The organism is Streptomyces sp. NPDC046870, from assembly GCF_040704595.1.
In the GTDB taxonomy this organism is placed as follows: Bacteria; Actinomycetota; Actinomycetes; order Streptomycetales; family Streptomycetaceae; genus Streptomyces; species Streptomyces argyrophylli.
Window position 1 is genome coordinate 737,343 of sequence record NZ_JBEYXM010000002.1, and the last position, 23,906, is coordinate 761,248.

Sequence of the window (23,906 nt, forward strand, 5' to 3'; positions counted from 1 at the left end):
CCCGGGCGGGACACACGAAGAGGCCCGTACGACCGGAGTCGTACGGGCCTCTCGCAGGTCGAGACCTTCGGGTCAGGCACTGACCCTCGAGCCGTCGATCCTCAAGCAAGCGGACTTACTTGACGATCTTGGTGACCTGGCCGGCGCCCACGGTGCGGCCACCCTCACGGATGGCGAACTTCAGGCCCTCTTCCATGGCGACGGGCTGGATGAGCTCCACCTTCATCTCGGTGTTGTCACCCGGCATGACCATCTCGGTGCCCTCGGGGAGGGTCACCACGCCGGTCACGTCCGTCGTGCGGAAGTAGAACTGCGGACGGTAGTTGTTGAAGAACGGCGTGTGGCGGCCACCCTCGTCCTTGGACAGGATGTAGGCCTGCGCCTCGAACTCGGTGTGCGGGGTGACCGAGCCCGGCTTGATGATGACCTGGCCGCGCTCGACGTCCTCGCGCTTGATGCCACGGAGGAGCAGACCGACGTTCTCACCGGCCTGGCCCTCGTCGAGCAGCTTGCGGAACATCTCGATGCCGGTGACCGTGGTGGAGGTCTTCTCCGGCTTGATGCCGATGATGTCGACGTTCTCGTTGACCTTGAGGACACCACGCTCGATACGGCCGGTGACGACCGTACCGCGACCGGTGATGGTGAAGACGTCCTCGATCGGCATGAGGAACGGCTTGTCGACGTCGCGCTCCGGCTGCGGGATCGACTCGTCGACGGCCTTCATCAGGTTGAGGACGGAGTCCACCCACTCCTGCTCGCCCTCGAGGGCCTTGAGCGCGGAGACCTTGACGACCGGAACGTCGTCGCCGGGGAACTCGTACTCGGAGAGGAGCTCACGGACCTCGAGCTCGACGAGCTCCAGGATCTCCTCGTCGTCCACCATGTCGGCCTTGTTCAGGGCGACGACGATGTACGGAACGCCGACCTGGCGGGCCAGGAGCACGTGCTCCTTGGTCTGCGGCATCGGGCCGTCGGTGGCGGCGACCACCAGGATCGCGCCGTCCATCTGCGCGGCACCGGTGATCATGTTCTTGATGTAGTCCGCGTGACCCGGGCAGTCGACGTGGGCGTAGTGACGCGCCTCGGTCTGGTACTCGACGTGCGCGATGGAGATGGTGATACCGCGCTGACGCTCCTCAGGAGCCTTGTCGATGTTGTCGAACGGGGTGGCCTCGTTCAGGTCCGGGTACGCGTCGTGCAGCACCTTGGTAATGGCGGCCGTGAGGGTCGTCTTACCGTGGTCGATGTGACCGATGGTGCCGATGTTGACGTGCGGCTTAGTCCGCTCGAACTTCGCCTTCGCCACTGGGGTCCTCCTGTGGAGTGGTTCTGTACGCCTTACTTCATCGGCGCCAGGTGATCTTTGCTGTAAAGGCCCGGAACCCGGGGCAAACGCTCACGGTTGCGGACGTTTGCCCCTGGAGGCTCCGGAGTCAAGCCTACGGCGTGTGAACGCGGTGCGTTACTCGCCCTTGGCCTTCGCGATGATCTCCTCGGCGACGTTCCGCGGAACCTCGGCGTAGGAGTCGAACTGCATCGAGTAGCTTGCGCGACCCGACGTCTTGCTGCGGAGGTCGCCGACGTAGCCGAACATCTCCGACAGGGGCACGAGGCCCTTCACGACGCGGGCACCAGCCCGCTCCTCCATGGCCTGGATCTGGCCACGGCGGGAGTTGATGTCGCCGATGACCTCGCCCATGTAGTCCTCGGGCGTGGTGACCTCGACGGCCATCATCGGCTCAAGGAGCACAGGGCTGGCCTTGCGCGCGGCCTCCTTGAAGGCCTGCGAACCGGCGATCTTGAACGCCAGCTCGGAGGAGTCCACCTCGTGGTAGGCACCGTCGAGCAGCGTGACGCGCACACCGGTCATCTCGTAACCGGCGAGGATGCCGAACTGCATGGCCTCCTGCGCACCGGCGTCGACCGAAGGGATGTACTCCTTCGGCACGCGGCCACCGGTCACCTTGTTGACGAACTCGTACGAGGCGTCGCCGCTCTCGATCGGCTCGATCGCGATGATGACGCGGGCGAACTGACCGGTACCACCCGTCTGCTTCTTGTGGGTGTACTCGACCTTCTCGACCGCCTTGCGGATGGTCTCGCGGTACGCGACCTGCGGCTTGCCGACGTTGGCCTCGACCTTGAACTCACGGCGCATACGGTCGACGAGCACCTCGAGGTGCAGCTCGCCCATACCGCCGATGATGGTCTGGCCGGTCTCCTCGTCCGAGTGGACCTGGAAGGACGGGTCCTCCTCGGCCAGGCGCTGGATCGCGACGCCCAGCTTCTCCTGGTCGCCCTTCGACTTGGGCTCGATGGCGACCTGGATGACCGGCGCCGGGAAGTCCATGGACTCCAGGATCACCGGCTGCTTGTCGTCGGACAGCGTCTCACCGGTGGTGGTCTGCTTCAGGCCCATGACGGCGACGATGTCGCCGGCGCCCACCGACTCGATCTCCTCACGCTTGTTGGCGTGCATGCGGTAGATCTTGCCGATGCGCTCCTTCTTGCCCTTGACGGAGTTCAGCACAGAGCTGCCGGACTCCAGGCGGCCGGAGTACACGCGGACGAAGGTGAGCTTGCCCAGGTGCGGGTCGCTCATGATCTTGAACGCCAGCGCGGACAGGGGCTCCTCGTCGGACGGCTTGCGCTTGATGACCGTCTCCGGGTCCTTGACGTCGTGGCCCTCGATGGCCTCGATGTCGACCGGGGACGGCAGGTAGCGCACGACCGCGTCGAGCAGGGGCTGGACGCCCTTGTTCTTGAACGCGGTACCGCAGAACACCGGGGTGACGGTGGTGCCGGTGCCCTTGCCGGACGCGATGGTGATACGACGGATCGCGGCGTACAGCTGCTCCTCGGTGGGCTCCTCGCCCTCCAGGTACAGCTCCATGATCTCTTCGTCGTTCTCGGCGACGGCCTCGACCAGCTTGCCGCGCCACTCCTCGGCGGCCTCGGTGTGCGTGGCGGGGATGTCGACGATGTCGTACATCTCGCCCTTGGTCGCCTCGGCCGACCAGACCAGGGCCTTCATCTTCACCAGGTCGACGACGCCCTTGAAGTCCGCCTCGGCACCGATCGGCAGCTGCATGACCAGCGGCTGCGCGCCCAGACGGTCGGAGATCATGTCGACACAGCGGTGGAACTCGGCACCGGTGCGGTCGAGCTTGTTGACGAAGCAGATACGGGGAACGCCGTAGCGGTCCGCCTGACGCCACACCGTCTCGGACTGGGGCTCCACGCCGGCGACGCCGTCGAACACCGTCACAGCACCGTCGAGCACGCGCAGGGAACGCTCCACCTCGACGGTGAAGTCGACGTGACCCGGCGTGTCGATGATGTTGATCGTGTGGTCGACGTCCTCCAGCGACCAGTGACAGGTGGTGGCAGCAGAGGTGATCGTGATGCCACGCTCCTGCTCCTGCTCCATCCAGTCCATGGTGGCAGCGCCGTCGTGGACCTCACCGATCTTGTAAGACACACCGGTGTAGAACAGGATCCGCTCGGTGGTGGTCGTCTTGCCCGCGTCGATGTGGGCCATGATCCCGATGTTTCGGACCCTGGCCAGGTCAAGTGAAGTGGTAGCCATAAGGCTTCAGTCTTCTCTCGGTCTCGATGTGGGTAGCGACTACCAGCGGTAGTGCGCGAAGGCCTTGTTGGACTCGGCCATCTTGTGGGTGTCCTCGCGCTTCTTCACGGCCGCACCGAGGCCGTTGGAGGCGTCGAGAAGCTCGTTGAGGAGACGCTCGGTCATGGTCTTCTCGCGACGGGCGCGGGAGTAACCGACCAGCCAGCGCAGCGCCAGGGTGTTGGCACGGCCGGGCTTGACCTCGACCGGAACCTGGTAGGTGGCGCCACCGACACGGCGGGACTTGACCTCGAGGGTCGGCTTGATGTTCTCAAGAGCGCGCTTGAGCGTGATGACCGGGTCGTTGCCGGTCTTCTCGCGCAGGCCCTCCATGGCGCCGTAGACGATGCGCTCGGCGGTGGAGCGCTTGCCGTTCAGCAGCACCTTGTTGATCAGGGAGGTCACCAGAGGAGAGCCGTAGACCGGGTCGATGATGACCGGGCGCTTCGGGGCGGGGCCCTTACGAGGCATTCTTACTTCTCCTTCTTGGCGCCGTAACGGCTGCGAGCCTGCTTGCGGTTCTTGACACCCTGGGTGTCGAGCGAGCCGCGGATGATCTTGTAGCGAACACCCGGCAGGTCCTTCACACGGCCGCCGCGCACGAGCACGATGGAGTGCTCCTGCAGGTTGTGTCCCTCACCCGGAATGTAAGCGGTGACCTCGATGCCGCTGGTCAGACGCACACGCGCGACCTTGCGGAGGGCCGAGTTCGGCTTCTTCGGGGTGGTCGTGAACACACGCGTGCAGACGCCACGACGCTGAGGGGAACCCTCGAGTGCGGGCGTCTTGTTCTTCTCGACCTTGTCCTGCCGGCCCTTGCGGACCAGCTGCTGGATCGTAGGCACTACTTCTCCGGTTTCTGTGTGCCGATGGGTACAGCTAACCTGGAACGTCGCCGACCCACGCGGTCGGGTGTGTCGAATCCGCCAGACTCCCGCCGCAAGACGAGAAGGGCGCAGATTACGGTGGCCGGTCAGAGCTCGCCATGCGGTTTGCAGGCACGCACAGGAGCCAGGGCACACCCCAGGCACAAGGTCTGAGCGTACCTACCTCACGGACTTCGGTCAAAACAAATGGGGTGGGCTTCGACACGCCGGACTTGTCCCGGTTCCCCGTTCGGGGTCCGTGGTCATTCCGCGCGAATCCCGTCCGACGCCCCGCGGCCGGCCCGTGACGTCGGTACGTTGAGCGGTCGCAGTACCGCTTGGGGGCGAGGATGGGATGACGGGGGACGCACCGCACACGGCACCGCGGCAGACACCGGACGAGTTACCGGGGGACGACGGACTCGGCGACCGGGTGCCGTTCCTGGCCCGGCTGGAGAAGCCGGACCGGGCCGCGCTGCTCGCGCTGGGCTCCGAGCTGGACTTCGCGCCCCGGGCGGTGCTCCTGCGCCAGCGGGAGCCCTCCTCGCACGTGCTGTTCGTCCTGCGCGGCTGGACGAAGGTCACGGCGGCGGCCGCCAACGGCTACGAGGCGCTGCTGGCCCTGCGCGGGCCGGGCGACGTCATCGGCGAGTCGGCGGCGCTGACCGGCCGGACCCGCTCCGCCACCGTGACCGCGCTGGAGGACGTACGGGCCGTGGCGGTCCACCGTGAGCGCTTCACGGCGTTCCTGACCGGCAGACCCGCCGTCTCCTTCGCCCTGCTCGGGCTCACCTCGGACCGCACCCGCGCCGCCGACCGGCGCCGGCTGGAGTTCGCCTCCATGACCGTCCGGGAACGGTTCGCGACCCTGCTGCTCGACCTCGCCCGCACCCACGGCCGCACCACCGGCGAGGGCGTCGAACTCTCCGTGCCGCTGAGCAAACAGGAACTGGCCGGCTCGGTGGGCGCCTCCCGCGAGGCGGTGCAGCGGCTCCTGAAGGAACTGCGGGAGCGCGACGTGGTGCGCACCGGCCGCCGGGAGCTGGTGATCGTGCGGCCGGACGTGCTGCGCCGGATCGCGCGGGCGGAGACGACGGAGTGACCGACCCGCACGCGACGCCCACGACGGGCCCGCGCGCCCTCTGTGCACACGGTCACAGTCCGAGTGCGTCATCCGTCCTCACGCCCCCGCAGTCCCCCGCGCCACCCTGCTGACAGCGGACGGACCCCACGGTGACCACCGAGAGGCGAGCATGAAAGACCCTGTGAGCCGGACGATGCTCCTGCTCGACATCGAGAAGTACAGCGACCGGGACGACGTGGAGCAGGCGTACCTGCGGCGCGTCCTCTACGACATCGCCGACCGTGCCCTGGCCCGTGCCGGCATCGACGGGACGCAGCGGCGCCGGGCGGACCGCGGCGACTCCGTCATGGAGCTGATCGACGCCGCCGCGTCCGTCCCGGCCCTCCTGCGCGCCCTGCTCACCGAGGTCCCCGCCCAGCTGCACGGGTACAACCGGCTGGCGTCCAGCTCCGCCCAGATCCGGCTGCGCGGTGTGGTCGCCACCGGGTACGTGGCCGTCGACGAGCACGGCGGCTGGGTCGGGTCCGACCTCAACCACGCCTGCCGGCTGCTCGACGCCCCGCTCCTGCGCGCCGCCCTGCGGGAGCGGGACAACGGCTTCGTGCTGTGCGTCTCGGAGGGCGTGCACACCGGCATCGTCCGCCACGACCACCACGGCGTCCCGGCCGCCGACTTCCACCCGGTGACCCTGACCAGCAAGAACGGCCCGCTGCGCGGCTGGCTCCACGGGCCGGTCCCGCACGGCGGCGACGACCACGGTGACACGGGGGCGGGGGGAACCCCGGTGCCGGGAACGTCGGGGGACGTCCCGGCACCGGGGGCGCCGGCCGCACCGCGCCCGGCCGCGGCGGTGCCCGACCCCGCGGAACCCGCGCCCGGGACCCGGCCCGCCGCGCCCACGGGGGGTGTCGTCTTCGACTTCGGCGGCGGCTCGCCCCGGTTCGGCGGCAGCCTCGTCGCCGGCGACCAGCACGGCGTCTCCGGCGGGCAGGTCACCGGCGACGTCCACCTCGGCAAAAGCGCCGGGGAGGGCGCGTGACGTCCGCTCCGGCCGCGCACGACGACGGCACCCCCGCCGGCGGCCCCGCCGGGCAGCGCCCGCCGGAACAGCCGTCCTCCGACACGCCACCGCGCCGGGCGCACGAGTCCGAGGCGGACCCGCGCTCCCCCGCCGGCCCGGAGCCGGAGGCCGAAGGCCACGAGGAGGCCCGGGCCGCCCAGCGCGAGCTGGTCGCGCACACCCCGGGCTTCTTCCTCGACGGCGACGCCCGGTTCGGCGGCAGCCTCGTCGGCGGCGCCCAGCACGGCGTCTCCGGCGGCCGGGTCGACGGCGACGTCTACCTGGGTGGCCGTACCGAGATCCACCACCACGGCCCCGCCGGTGCCACGCCCGACGCCTCCGGCGAGATCCCCCGCGACTGGATCGGGGAACTGGCCGCCGTGTTCGCCGACGGCCCCGCCTTCGCCGCCGCGCTGGAGCGGCTGCGCGAGGAGCGGGTGCTGGTCCTGGCCGGCGCCCACGCCACCGGCCGCAACGCCGCCGCGCTGATGCTGGTGCACCGCCTCGGCATGCCCGCCGTGCACGCCCTGAGCCCGGAGACCCCGCCCGCCGCCCTGAGCGGACGGCTGACCCAGCCCGGCGGCTACGTCCTGCGCGACCTGCCCCTCAGCCGCAACCGGCCGCTGCGGGACACCCACCTGTTCGCGGCCCGCGACCAGCTCGCCCGGACCGGCGGCTGCCTCGTCGTCACCGTCGAGAACTCGCCCCACCTGCCCGGCGTCAGACCCTGCCCCTGGGAGGCACCGCCCGCCGAGGAGGTCGTACGGGCCCTGCTCCGGCGGCGCCGGCCCGACGAGGCCGACATCCTGCTCGCGCTCCCCGAGGTGGCCGCGTTCCTCGCCGAGGCGGACCGCCGCCCGGCCGAGGCCGCCGCGTTCGCCGAGACGCTGGCGGCGTACGACGGCACCCCCGGAGCGCTGGCCCGGCTCGCGGACTTCGGACAGGCCGCCGTGGAGAAGCAGTGCCGGGACTGGCTGGGCGATCCGCAGACGGGACTGCGCGACAAGGCCTTCCTCATCGCCCTCGCCGTCTTCGACCAGGCGCCCTACGTCCTCGCCGCCGAACTCGCCGACACGCTGTTCGTGCACTTCGAGAGGTTGCAGCACCCCGACCGGCCCCCCACCGTCCCGGTGTTCGGGCCGGCCACCGAGGACCGGCTCGACCGCGCCCGGGCCGTCGGCGAGGTACGGCAGGAGGAGACCGACTGGGGCCCGGTCCCGCAGTACACGGCCGCCTTCCAGGACGAGCGCACCGCCCGGGTCCTGCTCACCGAGGTGTGGACCAGCCATCCCTCGGCCCGCCCGGCCCTGGTGGAGTGGCTGCGCCAGCTCGCGCGGGACGGCCGCGGCCTGGTCCGCACCCGTGCCGCCGCCGCGACCGCCCTGCTCGCCGCCGCCGACCTGCCCTCGACGATCGCGCTGCTCGTCGACGGCTGGGCGACCGCCCAGGCCGTCGGCCCGCGCGTCACCGCCGCCAACACCCTCACCCTGTCCCAGCTCCTCGGCGCTCCGGCCGTCCTGCGCCTGCTCACCCAGTGGTGCAACGACGGCCACTGGGGACGACGGTGGACCGCCATCCGCGCCCTGGGCCTGCTGGCCCCGCTCCGCCCCGACCTGGCAGGTCCCGCCCTCGACGCGCTCGCCTCCCGGGCCCGGGTCGACGCCAGCGGCCAGGCCGAGCGGGAGAACCTCACCGAGTCCGCCGCCCTGCTGCTCTCGGCCGGGCGGCGCCGCGGAGAGGTGCTCGCCGAGTTCGTACGGCTGCTGTACCGGGACACCCCCGCGGTCCGCGACCTCGCCCTGGCCGCGTTCGCCCACGCCTGCGACAACGCCGGGGACGGCGCGCTCGTCGGCTGGTACGCCGAGGAGGGCATGTACCAGCCGGACGCGGCCCGGGACCTGGCCACCCTGTGGCGCACCGCCCTGGGCGACCTCGGCCACACCCGGCAGGCGCTGGCCGCCCTGGCGACCTGGGTGCACGTCGCCGCCCGCCGCGCCGACGTCGCCACGGCCCTGGAGCTGCTGCTGCCCGCGCTGATCGTCACCGCGGACGACCGCAAGCGCCTCGACCACGCACTGCGCACGATGCGCGCGGAGGACGGCAGCACCCGCCCGCCGATGGCCGAACGGCTGCTCGCGGTGGTGCACCCGGTGCCCGCCACGCGCTGAAAGACCCCGCGAAGAACAGAGGAGTTGCCCCATGGCGGACTTCCGCCGCCCACCGGAGTGGACCCAGCACGCCGACCGGCACACCGAACTGATCGACCCCGTGCTGACCGTGCGCCCGATATCGCGGTTCGACTACACCGCGCGCCGCCAGGTCGGCGCGATCGACCACGCCCTGGTCTTCGTCACCGCGGGCGGCTCGTACGACGTCTACCTGCCACCTCACCGCCCGAGCCGCACCGAGGCCGCGACCCGTCGTTACACCTCCGTCTACGAGGTGGACATGGGCACCCACCCGGTCCAGCTGGAGCTCGAACTGCCCAGCGACGACGACGCGTTCTCCTTCGGAGCGACCGCCGACCTCACCTGGCGGGTGGCGGACCCGCAGGCGTTCGTGGCGAGCGGCGAGCGGGACGTGCCGACCCGGCTCATCCGCGAACTGCACCAGCTGGCCCGCCCGGTGACCCGGCTCCACCCCATCGAGGACAGCCCGGCCGCCGAACGGGCGGTGCAGCGGGCCATCGAGGAGGAGGGTTCCTTCGCCGCCGGCACCGGTCTGCACGTGACCTGCGTGGTGCGGCTCCGCCTGGACGACGACGCGCTCGCCCACCGCCGCCGCAAGCGCGCCCTGCGCTACGAGTCGGAGATGCTCGACCCCGAGCACGAGTACCTGGTGCGCCAGGCGCAGCTCGAACACCAGCTGGCGGTCCTGCGCGAACAGCAGTCGCAGGAACTGGTCGCCCGGAAGATCGAGTTCTACCGGTACTGGCTCCAGCACGGTGGCGTCGCCGCGTGGGCCCTGCACCTCGCGGCACATCCCGCGGACACGCGGATGGTCATCGGCACCCTGAAGCGGGACCAGCTCGGCGCGATCCGCAAGGAGCTGGAGGTCATCGCCGGGGACACCCTGGAGGACTACCAGAAGGCGGAGTCGGCCAGATCGGTGCTGCGCTCCGTCGACGACCTCATGCGCGAGCAGGAGCTGCCGCCCCCGGCCCTGCCCCCGAGCGCGCCCCCGCAGCCGCCGTACGCCCCGCCCCAGCCGTACGCCCCGCCCTCGGCGTCCGGCTCCACGACACCGTACGACCCGGCCGCACAGGGGACGGCCGGGTCGTACGGGCAGCCCCCGCACAGCCAGGCCCCCTACGGGGCACAGGCGTACGGTCAGCCTCCCCACGACCGGCAGGCGTACGGCCTGCCCGCGCAGGGGCAGCCACCGGTCGCCCCGCCGCCCGGCGCGCCCCCGTACGGGCAGCAGCAGCCGCCCTACGTCCCGGCGACGGCCCCCGCCGCCCCGGCCACTCCTCCGCCGCCGCCCGCGCCGCCCGCACCGTTCACGCCTCCGCCGACGCTCGTCGCCGACGGGCCCGCCCCGGTCGTACCGCCCTCGCCCGGTGCCCGGCCCGGGGAGCGGGAATCGACCGAGGCGGGGCCGGCATGACCGCCTCCGGCACCACCGTGCCGCCGGTCCGCACCGCCACCGGTGCCCCGCACACCGCGGAACGGCTGCTCGCGGAGTTACGCGACGAGATCGCACGGGCCGACACCAAGGCATCCGTGCTGGTGGCGGCGCTCGGCATGACCGCCGGTCTGTTCTCCGGCCTGGTCGCCGGACGGAACTGGTCGCCGGACCGGCTGTCCGGGTTCGGCACCGGCCTGTGGTGGGCCGGTGCGGCGGGGCTGGCCCTGTCGCTTCTCGCGCTGCTGCTCGCCGTGCTGCCCCGCTACCGCACCGGCTCCTGGGCCGCGGGACGCCCGCTGTGCTACTTCGGCGACATCCACCAGGCGGTCCGCGAGGGCCGGCTGGCCGAGGCACTCGCCGACACCGAGCGGGACCCCTCGGCCGGGCTGCTGGCGGCGCTCGCCGAGAACAGCCGGATCGCCGCGTCCAAGCACCGGTGGATCCGCACCGGCCTCATCGCGTTCTGCGCCGGCGCCCTGCTGCTGCCCACCGCCGCGCTCATCGGCTGACGTCCCCGTATGCGAAGGAGTCCCGCCCATGTCCCAGCCGCCGGACCCGTCCCTGCCACCCCCGTACCCCGAGTCCCACCGTCCCGAGGCGGCGATTCCGGCGCCGCCCACGGCCCCACCGGCGTACCCCGACGAACCCGCCCGCCCCGCACTCCAGCACCCACCGGCGACCCCGCACTTCCCCCCGTCCGCCCCGCCGTACCCGACGGCCCCGACCCTGCCCCCGGCCTACCCGACGACGGCCCTGACGCCTTCGGACCCGCCCCCGGCCTACCCGACCGCGCCCACCCCACCCCGGATCCCGCCCCCGGCCTACCCGGAGACAACCCTCGCCCCGCAGGGCCCGCCCCCGGTCTACCCGGACACACCCCCCGCGCCACAGGGCCCGCCCCCCGCGTACCCGGCCACAGCCTTCACGTCCACAGCCCCGCCTTCCGCACCGCCGGGCCGGCCTCCGGCCTACCCGGACACACCCCTCACGCCGCTGGGCCCGCCCCCGGCCTACCCGGACACACCCCCCGCGCCACAGGGCCCGCCCCCCGCCTACCCGGCCACAGCCTTCGCCCCCACAGCCCCGCCCCCGGCCTACCCCGCCACGCCCCCAGCGCCCGCTGGTCCGCCTTCCGCACACCCCGCCGTCATCGCGCCACCGCACCCGGGCGGGCCGCCCGCGTATCCGGCGACGTATCCGCCCGCCCAGCCGACCCCCGGCCCCGCCCACCCGGGCCTTCCTGCCCAGCCTCCGCAGTACCCCGGCCCGGACGTGGCCGGTGAGGGGGCGAGCCCGCCGCCGGACGACCTCGACTACCGCCACCGCGGTGCCCGCGTGCACGTGTCCGAGTACCAGCGCGGGGTCGACGCGACGGCGATCGGGCGGCTGGCGGTGCAGGTGCCCGGGGCCCTGGTGAGCCTCGGGCTGGTCTGCTCCGTCGCGCTCGGCGTCCTCGGCACCGTCGTGGGCACGGCGGTGGTGCTGGCGTGGGTCGCCTCCGGGCTGCTCGTCTTCCACCGGCCGACCGAGCGCGCCTTCGCCCGGTACGTGCTCAAGCTCCGCCCGCCCACCGCGCAGGAGCGGGCCCGTCTGGAACCCGTCTGGAACGAGGTGACCGCCCGCGCGGGCATCGAACCGGGCACCTACGAGCTGATGGTGGAGAACAGCGACGAACTCAACGCCGCGGCGGTCGCCGGGCATGTCGTCGGCGTCACGACGTACGCCCTCACCCAGGTCCCGAGCAGCAACCTGGCGGCCGTGCTCGCGCACGAGCTGGGCCACCACACCGGCGGCCACGCCTGGGCCGGTCTGCTCGGCTACTGGTACTCGCTGCCCGGCCGCATCGCCTGGGCGGCGACCCGGATACTGGCCGGGCTCGCGATCACGGTCACCGGCTTCTTCTCCGCCGCCGCGACCGGCGCCCTGGTCCTGATCATGGCGTTGATGGCGGTCGGCGTGTTCCTCTTCGCCTGGTACATCGCCGTCCCCCTCGTGCTCGCCCCCTACCTGCTGGCCTACGCGGGCCGGCGCGGGGAGCTGCGCGCCGACCAGCAGGCGGCCGAGCTGGGCTTCGCCCGGCAGCTGGCCGAGGTCCTGTACCACTTCCAGGTCCAGGAGGAGGCGACCAAGGCAGCCCTCGCCGCACAGGGCCGGCAGCTGAAGGAGCCCGGCCGGCTGGGCCGGCTGCTGTCCTCCCACCCGGACCGCTCCACCCGGATCACCGCCTTGCAGCCCTACCTCGGCCTGCACCGCTGACCCGGTCCCGGACACGCCGAAGGGCGGCCACTCCCTCGCGGGAGTGACCGCCCTTCGGTTCATACCGCTCGCTTACTGGTTGTACGGACCGTAGTCGTAGTCCTCCAGCGGTACGGCCTGGCCGGAGCCCGTGCCGAACGGCGAGTAGTCGATGTCGTCGTAGCCGACGGCCGAGTACATCGCGGCCTTGGCCTCCTCGGTCGGCTCGACCCGGATGTTGCGGTAGCGGGACAGACCCGTACCGGCCGGGATGAGCTTACCGATGATGACGTTCTCCTTGAGGCCGATCAGCGAGTCCGACTTGGCGTTGATCGCCGCGTCGGTGAGGACTCGCGTCGTCTCCTGGAAGGACGCCGCCGACAGCCAGGACTCGGTCGCCAGCGAGGCCTTGGTGATACCCATCAGCTGCGGACGACCGGAGGCGGGGTGACCGCCCTCCTGGACCACACGACGGTTCTCCTGCTCGAAGCGGGAGCGCTCGACCAGCTCGCCGGGCAGCAGCTCGGCGTCGCCGGACTCGATGATCGTCACGCGGCGGAGCATCTGCCGGATGATGATCTCGATGTGCTTGTCGTGGATCGACACACCCTGCGAGTTGTACACCTTCTGGACCTCGCCGACCAGGTGGACCTGGACGGCACGCTGACCCAGGATGCGCAGCACGTCGTGCGGGTTGGTGGCACCCACGGTGAGCTGCTGGCCCACCTCGACGTGGTCGCCCTCGCGGACCAGGACCTTGGCACGCTTCGAGATCGGGTACGCCGTCTCGTCGCTGCCGTCGTCCGGGGTGACGACGATCTTCTTGGTCTTCTCGGTCTCCTCGATCCGCACGCGGCCGGAGGCCTCGGAGATCGGGGCGACACCCTTCGGGGTACGGGCCTCGAAGAGCTCGACGACACGCGGCAGACCCTGGGTGATGTCGTCACCGGCCACACCACCGGTGTGGAAGGTACGCATCGTCAGCTGGGTACCGGGCTCACCGATGGACTGGGCGGCGATGATGCCGACCGCCTCACCGATGTCGACCAGCTTGCCGGTGGCCAGCGAGCGGCCGTAGCACATCGCGCAGGTACCGACGGCGGACTCGCAGGTCAGGACCGAGCGGGTCTTGACCTCCTCGACGCCACGGCCGACGAGCTCCTCGATGAGGACGTCGCCCAGGTCGGTGCCGGCCGGGGCCAGCACCTGGCCGTCGACCACGATGTCCTCGGCGAGGCAGCGCGCGTACACGGACGTCTCGACGTCGTCCGCCTTGCGCAGCACGCCGTCGGCGCCACGGTCGGCGATCCGCAGCCGCAGGCCGCGGTCGGTGCCGCAGTCCTCCTCGCGGATGATGACGTCCTGCGAGACGTCGACCAGACGACGGGTGAGGTAACCCGAGTCGGCGGTACGCAGAGCGGTGTCCGCCAGACCCTTACGCGCACCGTGCGTGGAGATGAAGTACTCCAGCACGGACAGACCCTCACGGAACGACGCCTTGATGGGCCGCGGGATGGTCTCGTTCTTCGCGTTCGACACCAGACCACGCATACCGGCGATCTGCCGCATCTGCATCATGTTTCCTCGGGCACCCGAGTCAACCATCATGAAGATGGGGTTGGTCTTGGGGAAGTTCTCGTTCATCGCCTCGGCGACCTCGTTGGTCGCCTTGGTCCAGATCGCGATGAGCTCCTGCGTGCGCTCTTCCTTGGTGATCAGACCGCGCTCGTACTGCTTCTGGACCTTCTCGTCCTGCGCCTCGTAGCCGCGGACGATCTCCTTCTTCGCCTCGGGAACGACGACGTCGGAGATGGCCACGGTGACACCGGAACGGGTCGCCCAGTAGAAGCCGGCCGCCTTCAGGTTGTCGAGCGTCGCCGCCACGATGACCTTCGGGTAGCGCTCGGCCAGGTCGTTGACGATCTCGGAGAGCTGCTTCTTGCCCACCGAGTAGTCGACGAACGGGTAGTCCTCGGGCAGCAGCTCGTTGAAGAGCGCACGGCCCAGGGTGGTGCGCAGGCGGAAGCTGTCACCCTGCTGCCACTCCGGCTCGCCCTCCTCGCGCGCCGGCGGGGTCCACCCGCGCGGCGGGATGGTGCCCACCGGGAAGCGGATGTCGATCGGCGACTGCAGCGCGAGCTCGCCGGCGTCGAACGCCATGATCGCCTCGGCCGTGGAACCGAACGCGCGGCCCTCGCCCTTGGTGTCACGCAGCTCGCCGTCGGTGGTGAGGAAGAACAGACCGAGGACCATGTCCTGGGTCGGCATCGTCACCGGACGGCCGTCGGCCGGCTTGAGGATGTTGTTCGAGGACAGCATCAGGATGCGGGCCTCGGCCTGCGCCTCCGCGGACAGCGGCAGGTGCACGGCCATCTGGTCACCGTCGAAGTCCGCGTTGAACGCGGTGCAGACGAGCGGGTGGATCTGGATGGCCTTGCCCTCGACCAGCTGCGGCTCGAAGGCCTGGATGCCGAGGCGGTGCAGGGTGGGAGCACGGTTCAGCAGCACCGGGTGCTCGGCGATGACCTCTTCGAGGACGTCGTACACGACGGTGCGGCCGCGCTCCACCATGCGCTTGGCGCTCTTGATGTTCTGCGCGTGGTTCAGGTCCACCAGGCGCTTCATCACGAACGGCTTGAACAGCTCCAGCGCCATGGCCTTGGGCAGACCGCACTGGTGCAGCTTCAGCTGCGGGCCGACGACGATGACGGAACGCGCCGAGTAGTCGACTCGCTTGCCGAGCAGGTTCTGACGGAAGCGGCCCTGCTTGCCCTTGAGCATGTCGGACAGCGACTTCAGCGGACGGTTGCCGGGGCCCGTGACCGGGCGGCCACGACGGCCGTTGTCGAAGAGCGCGTCGACGGCCTCCTGGAGCATGCGCTTCTCGTTGTTCACGATGATCTCGGGGGCACCGAGGTCGAGAAGGCGCTTCAGGCGGTTGTTGCGGTTGATGACACGGCGGTACAGGTCGTTCAGGTCGGAGGTCGCGAAGCGGCCACCGTCCAGCTGCACCATCGGACGCAGGTCCGGCGGGATGACCGGGACGCAGTCCAGGACCATGCCCTTGGGGCTGTTGGAGGTCTGCAGGAACGCGGAGACGACCTTCAGCCGCTTCAGGGCACGGGTCTTCTTCTGGCCCTTGCCGGTGCGGATGATCTCGCGGAGCCTCTCGGCCTCCTCCTCCAGGTCGAAGGACTCCAGGCGCTTCTGCAGCGCCGCGGCGCCCATCGAGCCGTCGAAGTAGGTGCCGAAGCGGTCGCGCAGCTCGCGGTAGAGCAGCTCGTCGCCCTCCAGGTCCTGGACCTTGAGGTTCTTGAACCGGTTCCACACCTCGTCGAGGCGGTCGATCTCGCGCTGCGCGCGGTCGCGCAGCTGCTTCATCTCGCGCTCGGCACCCTCGCGCACCTTGCGGCGCACGTCGGCCTTGGCGCCCTCGGCCTCCAGCTCGGCCAGGTCGGACTCGAGCTTCTTGGCGCGGGCCTCCAGGTCGGCGTCCCGGCGGTTCTCGATCTGCTGACGCTCGACCGAGACGTGCGCCTCCAGGGAGGGCAGGTCGCGGGTACGGCGCTCCTCGTCCACGTACGTGATCATGTACGCGGCGAAGTAGATGACCTTCTCGAGGTCCTTCGGCGCCAGGTCCAGCAGGTAGCCGAGGCGCGAGGGAACACCCTTGAAGTACCAGATGTGCGTGACGGGGGCCGCCAGCTCGATGTGGCCCATCCGCTCACGGCGCACCTTGGCGCGCGTGACCTCGACGCCACAGCGCTCGCAGATGATGCCCTTGAAGCGGACGCGCTTGTACTTGCCGCAGTAGCACTCCCAGTCCCGGGTCGGACCGAAGATCTTCTCGCAGAAGAGTCCGTCCTTCTCGGGCTTGAGGGTGCGGTAGTTGATGGTCTCGGGCTTCTTGACCTCGCCGTGGCTCCACTGACGGATGTCGTCAGCGGTGGCCAGGCCGATCCGGAGCTCGTCGAAGAAGTTGACGTCGAGCACTATGCGTCAATCCCTCTCAGGGTCGTAAGTCTGTGGTCTGAAACGGGGGCCTGGGGGTCGGCGGGGGCCTCACACGGCGGCGAGGCCCCTACCGGACTCCCGTCAGACCTCTTCGACGCTGCTCGGCTCGCGCCGGGACAGGTCGATACCGAGCTCCTCCGCAGCGCGGAAGACGTCCTCGTCGGTGTCGCGCATCTCGATGGACATACCGTCGCTGGACAGCACCTCCACGTTCAGGCAGAGCGACTGCATCTCCTTGATGAGCACCTTGAAGGACTCGGGGATGCCGGGCTCGGGGATGTTCTCGCCCTTGACGATGGCCTCGTAGACCTTCACGCGGCCGGTGACGTCGTCGGACTTGATGGTCAGCAGCTCCTGGAGGGCGTACGCGGCGCCGTAGGCCTCGAGGGCCCACACCTCCATCTCGCCGAACCGCTGGCCACCGAACTGGGCCTTACCACCCAGCGGCTGCTGGGTGATCATCGAGTACGGACCGGTCGAGCGGGCGTGCAGCTTGTCGTCGACCAGGTGGTGGAGCTTCAGGATGTACATGTAGCCGACCGAGATCGGGTCCGGGAACGGCTCACCGCTACGGCCGTCGAACAGCCGCGCCTTACCGGTCGGGAGCACCATGCGCTCGCCGTCCCGGTTCGGGATGGTGTGCTGGAGCAGACCCGCCAGCTCGTCCTCCCGGGCACCGTCGAAGACCGGAGTCGCGACGTTGGTGCCGGGGGCGACCTGGTCGGCGCCGATGGCCTGCAGACGCTGGGCCCACTCCTCCGCGAGGCCGGAGACGTCCCAGCCGCGGCTGGCGAGCCAGCCGAGGTGGATCTCCAGGACCTGTCCCGGGTTCATTCGGGACGGCACACCCAGCGGGTTGAGGATGATGTCGACCGGGGTGCCGTCCTCCAGGAACGGCATGTCCTCGATCGGCAGGATCTTGGAGATGACACCCTTGTTGCCGTGCCGGCCGGCGAGCTTGTCACCGTCGGTGATCTTGCGCTTCTGCGCGACGTAGACGCGGACCAGCTGGTTCACGCCCGGCGGCAGCTCGTCGCCCTCCTCGCGGTCGAAGACGCGCACACCGATGACCTTGCCGGTCTCGCCGTGCGGCACCTTCAGCGAGGTGTCACGGACCTCACGGGCCTTCTCACCGAAGATCGCGCGCAGCAGGCGCTCCTCCGGCGTCAGCTCGGTCTCACCCTTCGGGGTGACCTTGCCGACGAGGATGTCACCGGCGATGACCTCGGCGCCGATGCGGATGATGCCGCGCTCGTCGAGGTCGGCGAGGACCTCCTCGGAGACGTTCGGGATGTCCCGGGTGATCTCCTCGGGGCCGAGCTTGGTGTCACGGGCGTCGACCTCGTGCTCCTCGATGTGGATCGAGGAGAGGACGTCGTCCTGCACGAGGCGCTGCGACAGGATGATCGCGTCCTCGTAGTTGTGACCCTCCCACGGCATGAACGCCACGAGCAGGTTCTTGCCGAGGGCCATCTCGCCGTTCTGGGTGGCCGGGCCGTCGGCGAGGACCTGGCCCTCGACGACACGGTCGCCCTCGTTGACGATGACCTTCTGGTTGACCGAGGTGCCCTGGTTGGAGCGGGCGAACTTGGCCAGGCGGTACGTGATGTACGTGCCGTCGTCGTTGGCGGTGGTGATGTAGTCCGCGGAGACCTCCTGGACCACACCGGCCTTCTCGGCCTTGACGACGTCGCCGGCGTCGACGGCGGAGCGGTACTCCATGCCGGTGCCGACGAGCGGGGCCTCCGACTTAATCAGCGGAACGGCCTGGCGCATCATGTTCGCGCCCATGAGGGCACGGTTGGCGTCGTCGTGCTCGAGGAAGGGGATCATGGCGGTCGCGACCGACACCATCTGGCGCGGCGAGACGTCCATGTAGTCCACGTCCTCGGGGCCGACGTAGTCGACCTCGCCGCCACGACGGCGGACGAGCACGCGGCTCTCCTCGAACCGGAGGTCGTTCGTCAGCGGCGCGTTGGCCTGCGCGATGACGAAGCGGTCCTCCTCGTCGGCGGTCAGGTAGTCGACCTCGTCGGTGACCTGGCCGTCGATGACCTTGCGGTACGGGGTCTCGACGAAGCCGAACGCGTTGACCCGGCCGTAGGAGGCGAGCGAGCCGATCAGACCGATGTTCGGGCCTTCCGGCGTCTCGATCGGGCACATACGGCCGTAGTGCGACGGGTGCACGTCACGGACCTCGAAGCCGGCCCGCTCACGGGAGAGACCACCCGGGCCAAGAGCCGACAGACGGCGCTTGTGGGTGAGACCCGACAGCGGGTTGTTCTGGTCCATGAACTGGGACAGCTGGCTGGTGCCGAAGAACTCCTTGATGGAGGCGACGACCGGCCGGATGTTGATCAGGGTCTGCGGCGTGATCGCCTCGACGTCCTGGGTCGTCATCCGCTCGCGGACGACACGCTCCATACGCGCCAGACCCGTGCGGACCTGGTTCTGGATGAGCTCGCCGACGCTGCGCAGACGACGGTTGCCGAAGTGGTCGATGTCGTCGGTCTCGACGACGACCGTCTCGCCGTTGTCACCGGTGGTCTCGGTCTCGCCGGCGTGCAGCTTCACCAGGTACTTGATCGTCGCGATGATGTCCTCGACGGTCAGGATGCCCGCGTCCAGCGGGGTGTCCGTACCCAGCTTCTTGTTGACCTTGTAGCGGCCGACCTTGGCGAGGTCGTAGCGCTTGGGGTTGAAGTAGAGGTTCTCCAGCAGCGTCTGCGCGGCCTCACGCGTGGGGGGCTCGCCCGGGCGCAGCTTGCGGTAGATGTCGAGCAGCGCGTCGTCCTGGCCCTGGGTGTGGTCCTTCTCCAGGGTGGCGCGCATCGACTCGTAGTCGCCGAACTCCTCAAGGATCTGCTCGGTCGTCCAGCCGAGCGCCTTCAGCAGCACGGTGACCGACTGCTTGCGCTTGCGGTCGATGCGGACACCGACCATGTCGCGCTTGTCGATCTCCATCTCCAGCCAGGCACCCCGGGACGGGATGATCTTGGCGGAGAAGATGTCCTTGTCGGACGTCTTGTCGATGCTGGAATCGAAGTAGACACCGGGGGAACGGACCAGCTGCGACACCACGACACGCTCGGTGCCGTTGATGACGAAAGTGCCCTTGTTCGTCATGAGCGGGAAGTCGCCCATGAAGACGGTCTGGGACTTGATCTCGCCGGTCTCGTTGTTGGTGAACTCGGCGGTGACGAAGAGCGGGGCGGCGTACGTGAAGTCGCGCTCCTTGCACTCGTCGATCGAGTTCTTGGGCGGCTCGAAGCGGTGGTCCCGGAACGTCAGCGACATCGACCCGGAGAAGTCCTCGATCGGGGAGATCTCCTCGAAGATCTCCTCCAGACCGGACTTGGTGGGGACGTCCTGACCGTTCTCAAGGGCCTCCTCGACCCGAGTCTGCCAGGCGGTGTTGCCGAGCAGCCAGTCAAAGCTCTCGGTCTGCAGCGCGAGCAGGTTCGGAACCTCGAGGGGCTCCTTGATCTTTGCAAAGGAGATGCGCAGCGGGGCGGTGCTGGCGCCGTTGTTCGTATTCGCGGTCGAGGCAGTGCGCGAGGCGGCCAAGAGGGGGTCCTTCCGAGGGCTCGGACTCACTACGCGCGTACCGGTCCCTCTCCCTACACAGAGACGGAAACCCCAGGTCAGGGGGGCTTTGGTCGACTGTGCTCAAGTGAGGGCAGACCCCTGGTGACGGGCAGGGGACAGCTAACAGGCAGCGCAAAGGGTCAGTGTAGCCACTTGGCACACTGATGTCCAGTGCGGGTTCTCGAAGACCCTCGTTGCCCTCAACGTCCTCTTCAACGCCCTCTTCAACGCCCTCGGCATGCCTGCCCTCAACGCACGTTGATACTGCCCTCTTCGCCGCCGATCCATGCCTCGGATTCGGATCCTTGTGACGACGCGTCCTGAGAATTGCGCGCTGCGTGCGGTTCGTCAAGGGTTGCTTGCCGGAACCGGGGCATCGGGAGACACGACGAAGATCACCTTACCCCTCACGAACAGAGGTGCAAGGCAGCCCAGCCGGACCCCGGGGAACGCCGAAGGGCGACCACCCGGATGGATGATCGCCCTACGGTGCGTTCGCGTTACAGCCCTAGAGGGCCGTTTCGGCGGTCGCGAAGGTCTTACTTGACCTCGACGGACGCGCCGGCGCCCTTGAGGGCCTCGGCGGCCTTGTCGGCCTGCTCCTTGTTGACCTTCTCGAGGACCGGCTTCGGGGTGCCGTCGACGAGGTCCTTGGCCTCCTTCAGGCCCAGGGAGGTCAGCTCACGCACGACCTTGATGACCTGGATCTTCTTCTCGCCGGCGCCGGTGAGGATGACGTCGAACTCGTCCTTCTCCTCCTCGGCCTCGGCGGCGGCGCCACCAGCGGCACCACCGGCGACGACGACCGGCGCGGCAGCGGCGGCGGTGACGTCGAACTTCTCCTCGAAGGCCTTCACGAACTCGGAGAGCTCGATGAGGGTCATCTCCTCGAACTGGGCAAGCAGGTCTTCCTGGCTGAGCTTCGCCATGATGGCGGTCCTTCCACTCAAATCGGCAGGTGCCGGATGTACTGGGTAAGGCGGGCGTACGTCGGCCCGCTGCGACCCGCGCCGTTGGCGCGGATCAGAAAGCGAGCCGAATTACTCGGCACCGCCCTGCTCGGCCTGCTTGGCGCGCAGCGCGTCCACGGTGCGGACGAGCTTCGACGGCAGCGCCTGGAAGACGGAGGCAGCCTGGGACTGCTTCGCCTTGAAGGCACCGGCCAGCTTGCTGAGCAGAACCTCGCGGGACTCGAGGTCCGCAAGCTTCTTGATCTCGTCGGCGGACAGCGCCTTGCCGTCAAGGACACCGCCCTTGATGACGAGATTGGGGTTGTCCTTGGCGAAGTCACGGAGACCCTTCGCCGACTCCACCGGGTCACCGGTGACGAAGGCGACGGCCGTCGGACCAGCGAAGAGCTGGTCGTCCAGCGTGATCCCGGCCTCGTTGGCCGCAATCTTGGTCAGCGTGTTCTTCACCACGGCGTACTGGGCGTTCTCACCGAGCGACCGGCGCAGCGTCTTGAGCTGCGCCACGGTGAGACCGCGGTACTCGGTCAGCACGGCGGCGTTGGAGCTGCGGAACTTGTCCGTCAGCTCCGCAACCGCGGCAGCCTTGTCGGGCCTCGCCATAGAGCCTCGGCCTCCTTCCGGGTGATTCGGACCGCGCGGACCCGAAGGAGGACTGGGGAAAACGAAACGCCCCGGCGCAGGCGCACGGGGCGGACTCGACCGGCCGCACACGCGCTCGGCGCGCGCACTCCGGGAGTACTTCCACTGTCACCTGCGCGGGTCGCCCACTTTTCAGCGGATCCTTCGGCCACCGCACCCTCATGCGAGCGCACGGCAACGACCAGCGGTCTTTGGCTTCTCGAAGAGAGTACGGGACGCGACCTCCTCCGAGCAAATCGACCGTTTAGGACCGCTCCGCCCGGGGCAACACGCTCCACGGACGATCTCTTCCGGGAGTGCGCGACGCGTGCGGCGGGCTGTGACGGAAGCCCGTGCCCGCGCCGAGCGGACTCCGGCTGGCCGGGGCGAGCGGACGCGGGCTGCGACGGGAGGCCGTGGCTGGGGGGCGTGCCTCTGCGGGGGTGGGCTGTGACGGGAGGCCATGGCGCCGGGTGACGATCCCGAGCGACTCGCGGCCGCGGTCCCTGAGCCGGGCGGCGGGCAGGCTGCGCGACGGGAGGCCATGGCTCGGGGTGGCGATCCCGGGCGACTCGCGGCCGCGGCCCCTGACCCGGGCCGGCAGGCAGGCTGCGCGACGGGAGACCGCCGCTCGGACGGGCGGCCCCTGGCCGCAGCGCCGCCCCGGGCGAGCGGACCTATGCGGGAGGCCGGGGCTCGATCGAGCGGGCCCCTACGGGGGCAGGGCTGTGACGGGAGGCTGTGGTCCGGGCGAGCGGACCTCTGCCCGTAGGCCCAGGCCCGAGCGGGCAGCCGGCGCAACGCGAGGCCATGGCTCGCACGAGCTGTCCGAGGCGGCAGCCCCCGGCCCGGCGGGCGGGGCAAGAGCGGAAGAGCCTGGCCCAGACAGCGACCCCAAGCCGCAGCCCCGGCCCGGACAAGTGAGCCTCTGCGGGAGGCCACGGCCCGAGCGGACAGCGCCCGCGCCAGCAGGCCGAGGCTCGCACGAGCTGTCCGAGGCGGCAGCCCCCAGCGCGGCGGGCGGGCCAAGGACGCAACACCCTGGCCCAGACAAGCGACCCCAAGCCACAGTCCCGGCCCGGGCGAGCGGACAGCCCCCGCGCCAGCAAGCCGAGGCCGCAGCCCCCGGCCCGGGCCGGGGGCCAAGGGCGGAAGAGCCTCGCTCGGGCGAGCTGTCGCTGTCCGCGGCGCCGGCGGGGGGCTGGGAGGCCCGCCTGGGGCGGCGAGCCTCGCGGAGGCGTCGGGTCAGGACGTGGCGCCGGTGCCGCCCGTCAGCGTGCCGCCGGACTTCAGCATGTCCGCGAAGTCCTTGGTGTCGCCGGCCGGGGGCGCCTCGGCGGTGACCTTCACGCCGTAGTCGGTGTAGAAGGACGTGTTGGTCATGGCGCCGTTGGCCGTGTCCGCCTTCTCGGTCTTCTTGACCAGCAGGTCCTGGTCGTCGATCCAGATGTCGACCGTGTCGGTGGTGACGCCGGCCTGGCTGAGCTGCTTCTTCAGGGCCGACAGCTGCTCGGCGCTGAGGTTGCTGGTCTTGCCCGCGAGGTCGGCGACGTTCAGCGTGCCCGAGTAGTGGGTCGTGTGGACGCCCGAGACCGTCTCCACGCCGACCTTCTTGACGTCGCCGGAGGCCAGCAGCATCTTCACGGACTGGTTCGGCGTGGCGTTCTGGATCTGGTCCTTCATGTACGAACCGGAGGCGCCGCCGAGCTTGGCGAGGTCCTCGTAGGAGTACTTGATCCAGTGCTTGCCGCCGCCCGCCTGCTGGGCGTACGTGTCGCTCATGTGCGCGTAGTAGGCGTCCGGCAGGTACCGGGCCTCCATCGACTGCGTGCCGGCCTTCTTCATCAGCTCGGCCATCTGGCCGCCGGTGTACGTGATGGTGAGGTTGCCCTTGAGCCCGTCACCCCAGGTGAGCGCGCCGTTCGCGGTCATCGACATGAGGTCGCCGATGGACGTGGTGGAGCGCACCTTGGCGGAGTCGGCCTTGTCGGTGGACTTCTCCGCGGAGCGCAGGGCGGCGATGGGGCTGACGTGCGTCGCGGTCTTGCCGGCCGCCTTCTCACCGCCGTCCTTGCCGGAGTCGGAGGAACCGCACGCGGCCACTCCGGTCAGCGCGGCCACCACGGCTGCGGAAAGGGCCGCCCGGCGCACGATCGTGCTCATCATGTACTCCCACCCCTAATGCGTGTCCTGTGCCTGCACCGTATGCCAG

At 70.0% G+C, this 23,906-nt stretch carries 15 protein-coding genes; 6 read left to right on the forward strand and 9 right to left on the reverse strand.

The features are described 5' to 3' along the window. Positions 1-115: 115 nt before the first annotated feature. The 4 genes from tuf to rpsL form a co-directional block, all read right to left on the reverse strand. Positions 116-1,309, reverse strand: a complete 1,194-nt coding sequence (gene tuf / locus AB0946_RS07820) for an elongation factor Tu (RefSeq protein ID WP_030778468.1) — start codon at positions 1,307-1,309, stop codon at positions 116-118. A 156-nt stretch (positions 1,310-1,465) separates the two neighbouring features. Beyond that, positions 1,466-3,592, reverse strand: a complete 2,127-nt coding sequence (fusA, locus tag AB0946_RS07825) for an elongation factor G (protein WP_366759676.1) — start codon at positions 3,590-3,592, stop codon at positions 1,466-1,468. A 39-nt stretch (positions 3,593-3,631) separates the two neighbouring features. Beyond that, a complete protein-coding gene (gene rpsG, locus AB0946_RS07830; RefSeq protein WP_003998848.1) occupies positions 3,632-4,102 on the reverse strand; it encodes a 30S ribosomal protein S7 in 471 nt (156 codons plus the stop codon). A 2-nt stretch (positions 4,103-4,104) separates the two neighbouring features. Beyond that, a complete protein-coding gene (gene rpsL / locus AB0946_RS07835; RefSeq protein WP_003948652.1) occupies positions 4,105-4,476 on the reverse strand; it encodes a 30S ribosomal protein S12 in 372 nt (123 codons plus the stop codon). A 376-nt stretch (positions 4,477-4,852) separates the two neighbouring features. Here rpsL and AB0946_RS07840 point away from each other — a divergent pair, with 376 nt between their 5' ends. The 6 genes from AB0946_RS07840 to AB0946_RS07865 all read left to right on the forward strand — a co-directional run bounded on the left by AB0946_RS07840 (position 4,853) and on the right by AB0946_RS07865 (position 12,524). After that, on the forward strand, positions 4,853-5,599 hold the full coding sequence (locus tag AB0946_RS07840) for a Crp/Fnr family transcriptional regulator (RefSeq protein ID WP_366759677.1): 747 nt from the start codon (positions 4,853-4,855) through the stop codon (positions 5,597-5,599). A gap of 151 nt (positions 5,600-5,750) precedes the next feature. Continuing rightward, positions 5,751-6,620 (forward strand): hypothetical protein, encoded by an 870-nt coding sequence (locus AB0946_RS07845; RefSeq protein WP_366759678.1) that lies wholly within the window; start codon positions 5,751-5,753, stop codon positions 6,618-6,620. Then, entirely contained in the window at positions 6,617-8,809 is a 2,193-nt protein-coding gene (locus AB0946_RS07850; protein ID WP_366759680.1) for a hypothetical protein, read from the forward strand. The genes AB0946_RS07845 and AB0946_RS07850 overlap by 4 nt, the downstream gene beginning before the upstream one ends. A gap of 31 nt (positions 8,810-8,840) precedes the next feature. Next, on the forward strand, positions 8,841-10,247 hold the full coding sequence (locus AB0946_RS07855; RefSeq protein ID WP_366759681.1) for a PE-PGRS family protein: 1,407 nt from the start codon (positions 8,841-8,843) through the stop codon (positions 10,245-10,247). Beyond that, positions 10,244-10,777, forward strand: a complete 534-nt coding sequence (locus tag AB0946_RS07860; RefSeq protein WP_366759683.1) for a Pycsar system effector family protein — start codon at positions 10,244-10,246, stop codon at positions 10,775-10,777. The genes AB0946_RS07855 and AB0946_RS07860 overlap by 4 nt, the downstream gene beginning before the upstream one ends. Before the next feature lie 763 nt (positions 10,778-11,540). Beyond that, on the forward strand, positions 11,541-12,524 hold the full coding sequence (locus AB0946_RS07865) for a M48 family metalloprotease (RefSeq protein ID WP_366759684.1): 984 nt from the start codon (positions 11,541-11,543) through the stop codon (positions 12,522-12,524). Positions 12,525-12,596: 72 nt separating this feature from the next. On the opposite strand, the gene AB0946_RS07870 is transcribed toward AB0946_RS07865, so the two are convergent. From AB0946_RS07870 to AB0946_RS07890, 5 genes are all read right to left on the reverse strand, one after another. Continuing rightward, on the reverse strand, positions 12,597-16,496 hold the full coding sequence (locus AB0946_RS07870) for a DNA-directed RNA polymerase subunit beta' (protein WP_171153693.1): 3,900 nt from the start codon (positions 16,494-16,496) through the stop codon (positions 12,597-12,599). Positions 16,497-16,598: 102 nt separating this feature from the next. Further along, positions 16,599-20,084 carry a DNA-directed RNA polymerase subunit beta gene (rpoB, locus tag AB0946_RS07875; RefSeq protein ID WP_103812788.1) on the reverse strand — a complete coding sequence of 1,162 codons (3,486 nt, stop codon included), beginning with the start codon at positions 20,082-20,084 and terminating at the stop codon, positions 16,599-16,601. A gap of 560 nt (positions 20,085-20,644) precedes the next feature. After that, positions 20,645-21,034 carry a 50S ribosomal protein L7/L12 gene (gene rplL / locus AB0946_RS07880; protein ID WP_030345391.1) on the reverse strand — a complete coding sequence of 130 codons (390 nt, stop codon included), beginning with the start codon at positions 21,032-21,034 and terminating at the stop codon, positions 20,645-20,647. A gap of 111 nt (positions 21,035-21,145) precedes the next feature. Further along, on the reverse strand, positions 21,146-21,676 hold the full coding sequence (rplJ, locus tag AB0946_RS07885) for a 50S ribosomal protein L10 (RefSeq protein WP_030641169.1): 531 nt from the start codon (positions 21,674-21,676) through the stop codon (positions 21,146-21,148). 1,263 nt (positions 21,677-22,939) lie between these two features. Beyond that, the gene (locus tag AB0946_RS07890; RefSeq protein ID WP_366759685.1) at positions 22,940-23,860 is read right to left on the reverse strand and encodes a hypothetical protein; all 921 of its coding nucleotides are present in this window, start codon (positions 23,858-23,860) and stop codon (positions 22,940-22,942) included. Positions 23,861-23,906: the final 46 nt, after the last annotated feature.

Bases quoted from the DNA above. Each gene is read 5' to 3' on its own strand.
- fusA (WP_366759676.1), bottom strand. From the start codon at position 3,592: ATGGCTACCACTTCACTTGACCTGGCCAGGGTCCGAAACATCGGGATC.
- rpsG (WP_003998848.1), bottom strand. From the start codon at position 4,102: ATGCCTCGTAAGGGCCCCGCCCCGAAGCGCCCGGTCATCATCGACCCG.
- AB0946_RS07840 (WP_366759677.1), top strand. From the start codon at position 4,853: ATGACGGGGGACGCACCGCACACGGCACCGCGGCAGACACCGGACGAG.
- AB0946_RS07845 (WP_366759678.1), top strand. From the start codon at position 5,751: ATGAAAGACCCTGTGAGCCGGACGATGCTCCTGCTCGACATCGAGAAG.
- AB0946_RS07855 (WP_366759681.1), top strand. From the start codon at position 8,841: ATGGCGGACTTCCGCCGCCCACCGGAGTGGACCCAGCACGCCGACCGG.
- AB0946_RS07860 (WP_366759683.1), top strand. From the start codon at position 10,244: ATGACCGCCTCCGGCACCACCGTGCCGCCGGTCCGCACCGCCACCGGT.
- rplL (WP_030345391.1), bottom strand. From the start codon at position 21,034: ATGGCGAAGCTCAGCCAGGAAGACCTGCTTGCCCAGTTCGAGGAGATG.
- rplJ (WP_030641169.1), bottom strand. From the start codon at position 21,676: ATGGCGAGGCCCGACAAGGCTGCCGCGGTTGCGGAGCTGACGGACAAG.
- AB0946_RS07890 (WP_366759685.1), bottom strand. From the start codon at position 23,860: ATGATGAGCACGATCGTGCGCCGGGCGGCCCTTTCCGCAGCCGTGGTG.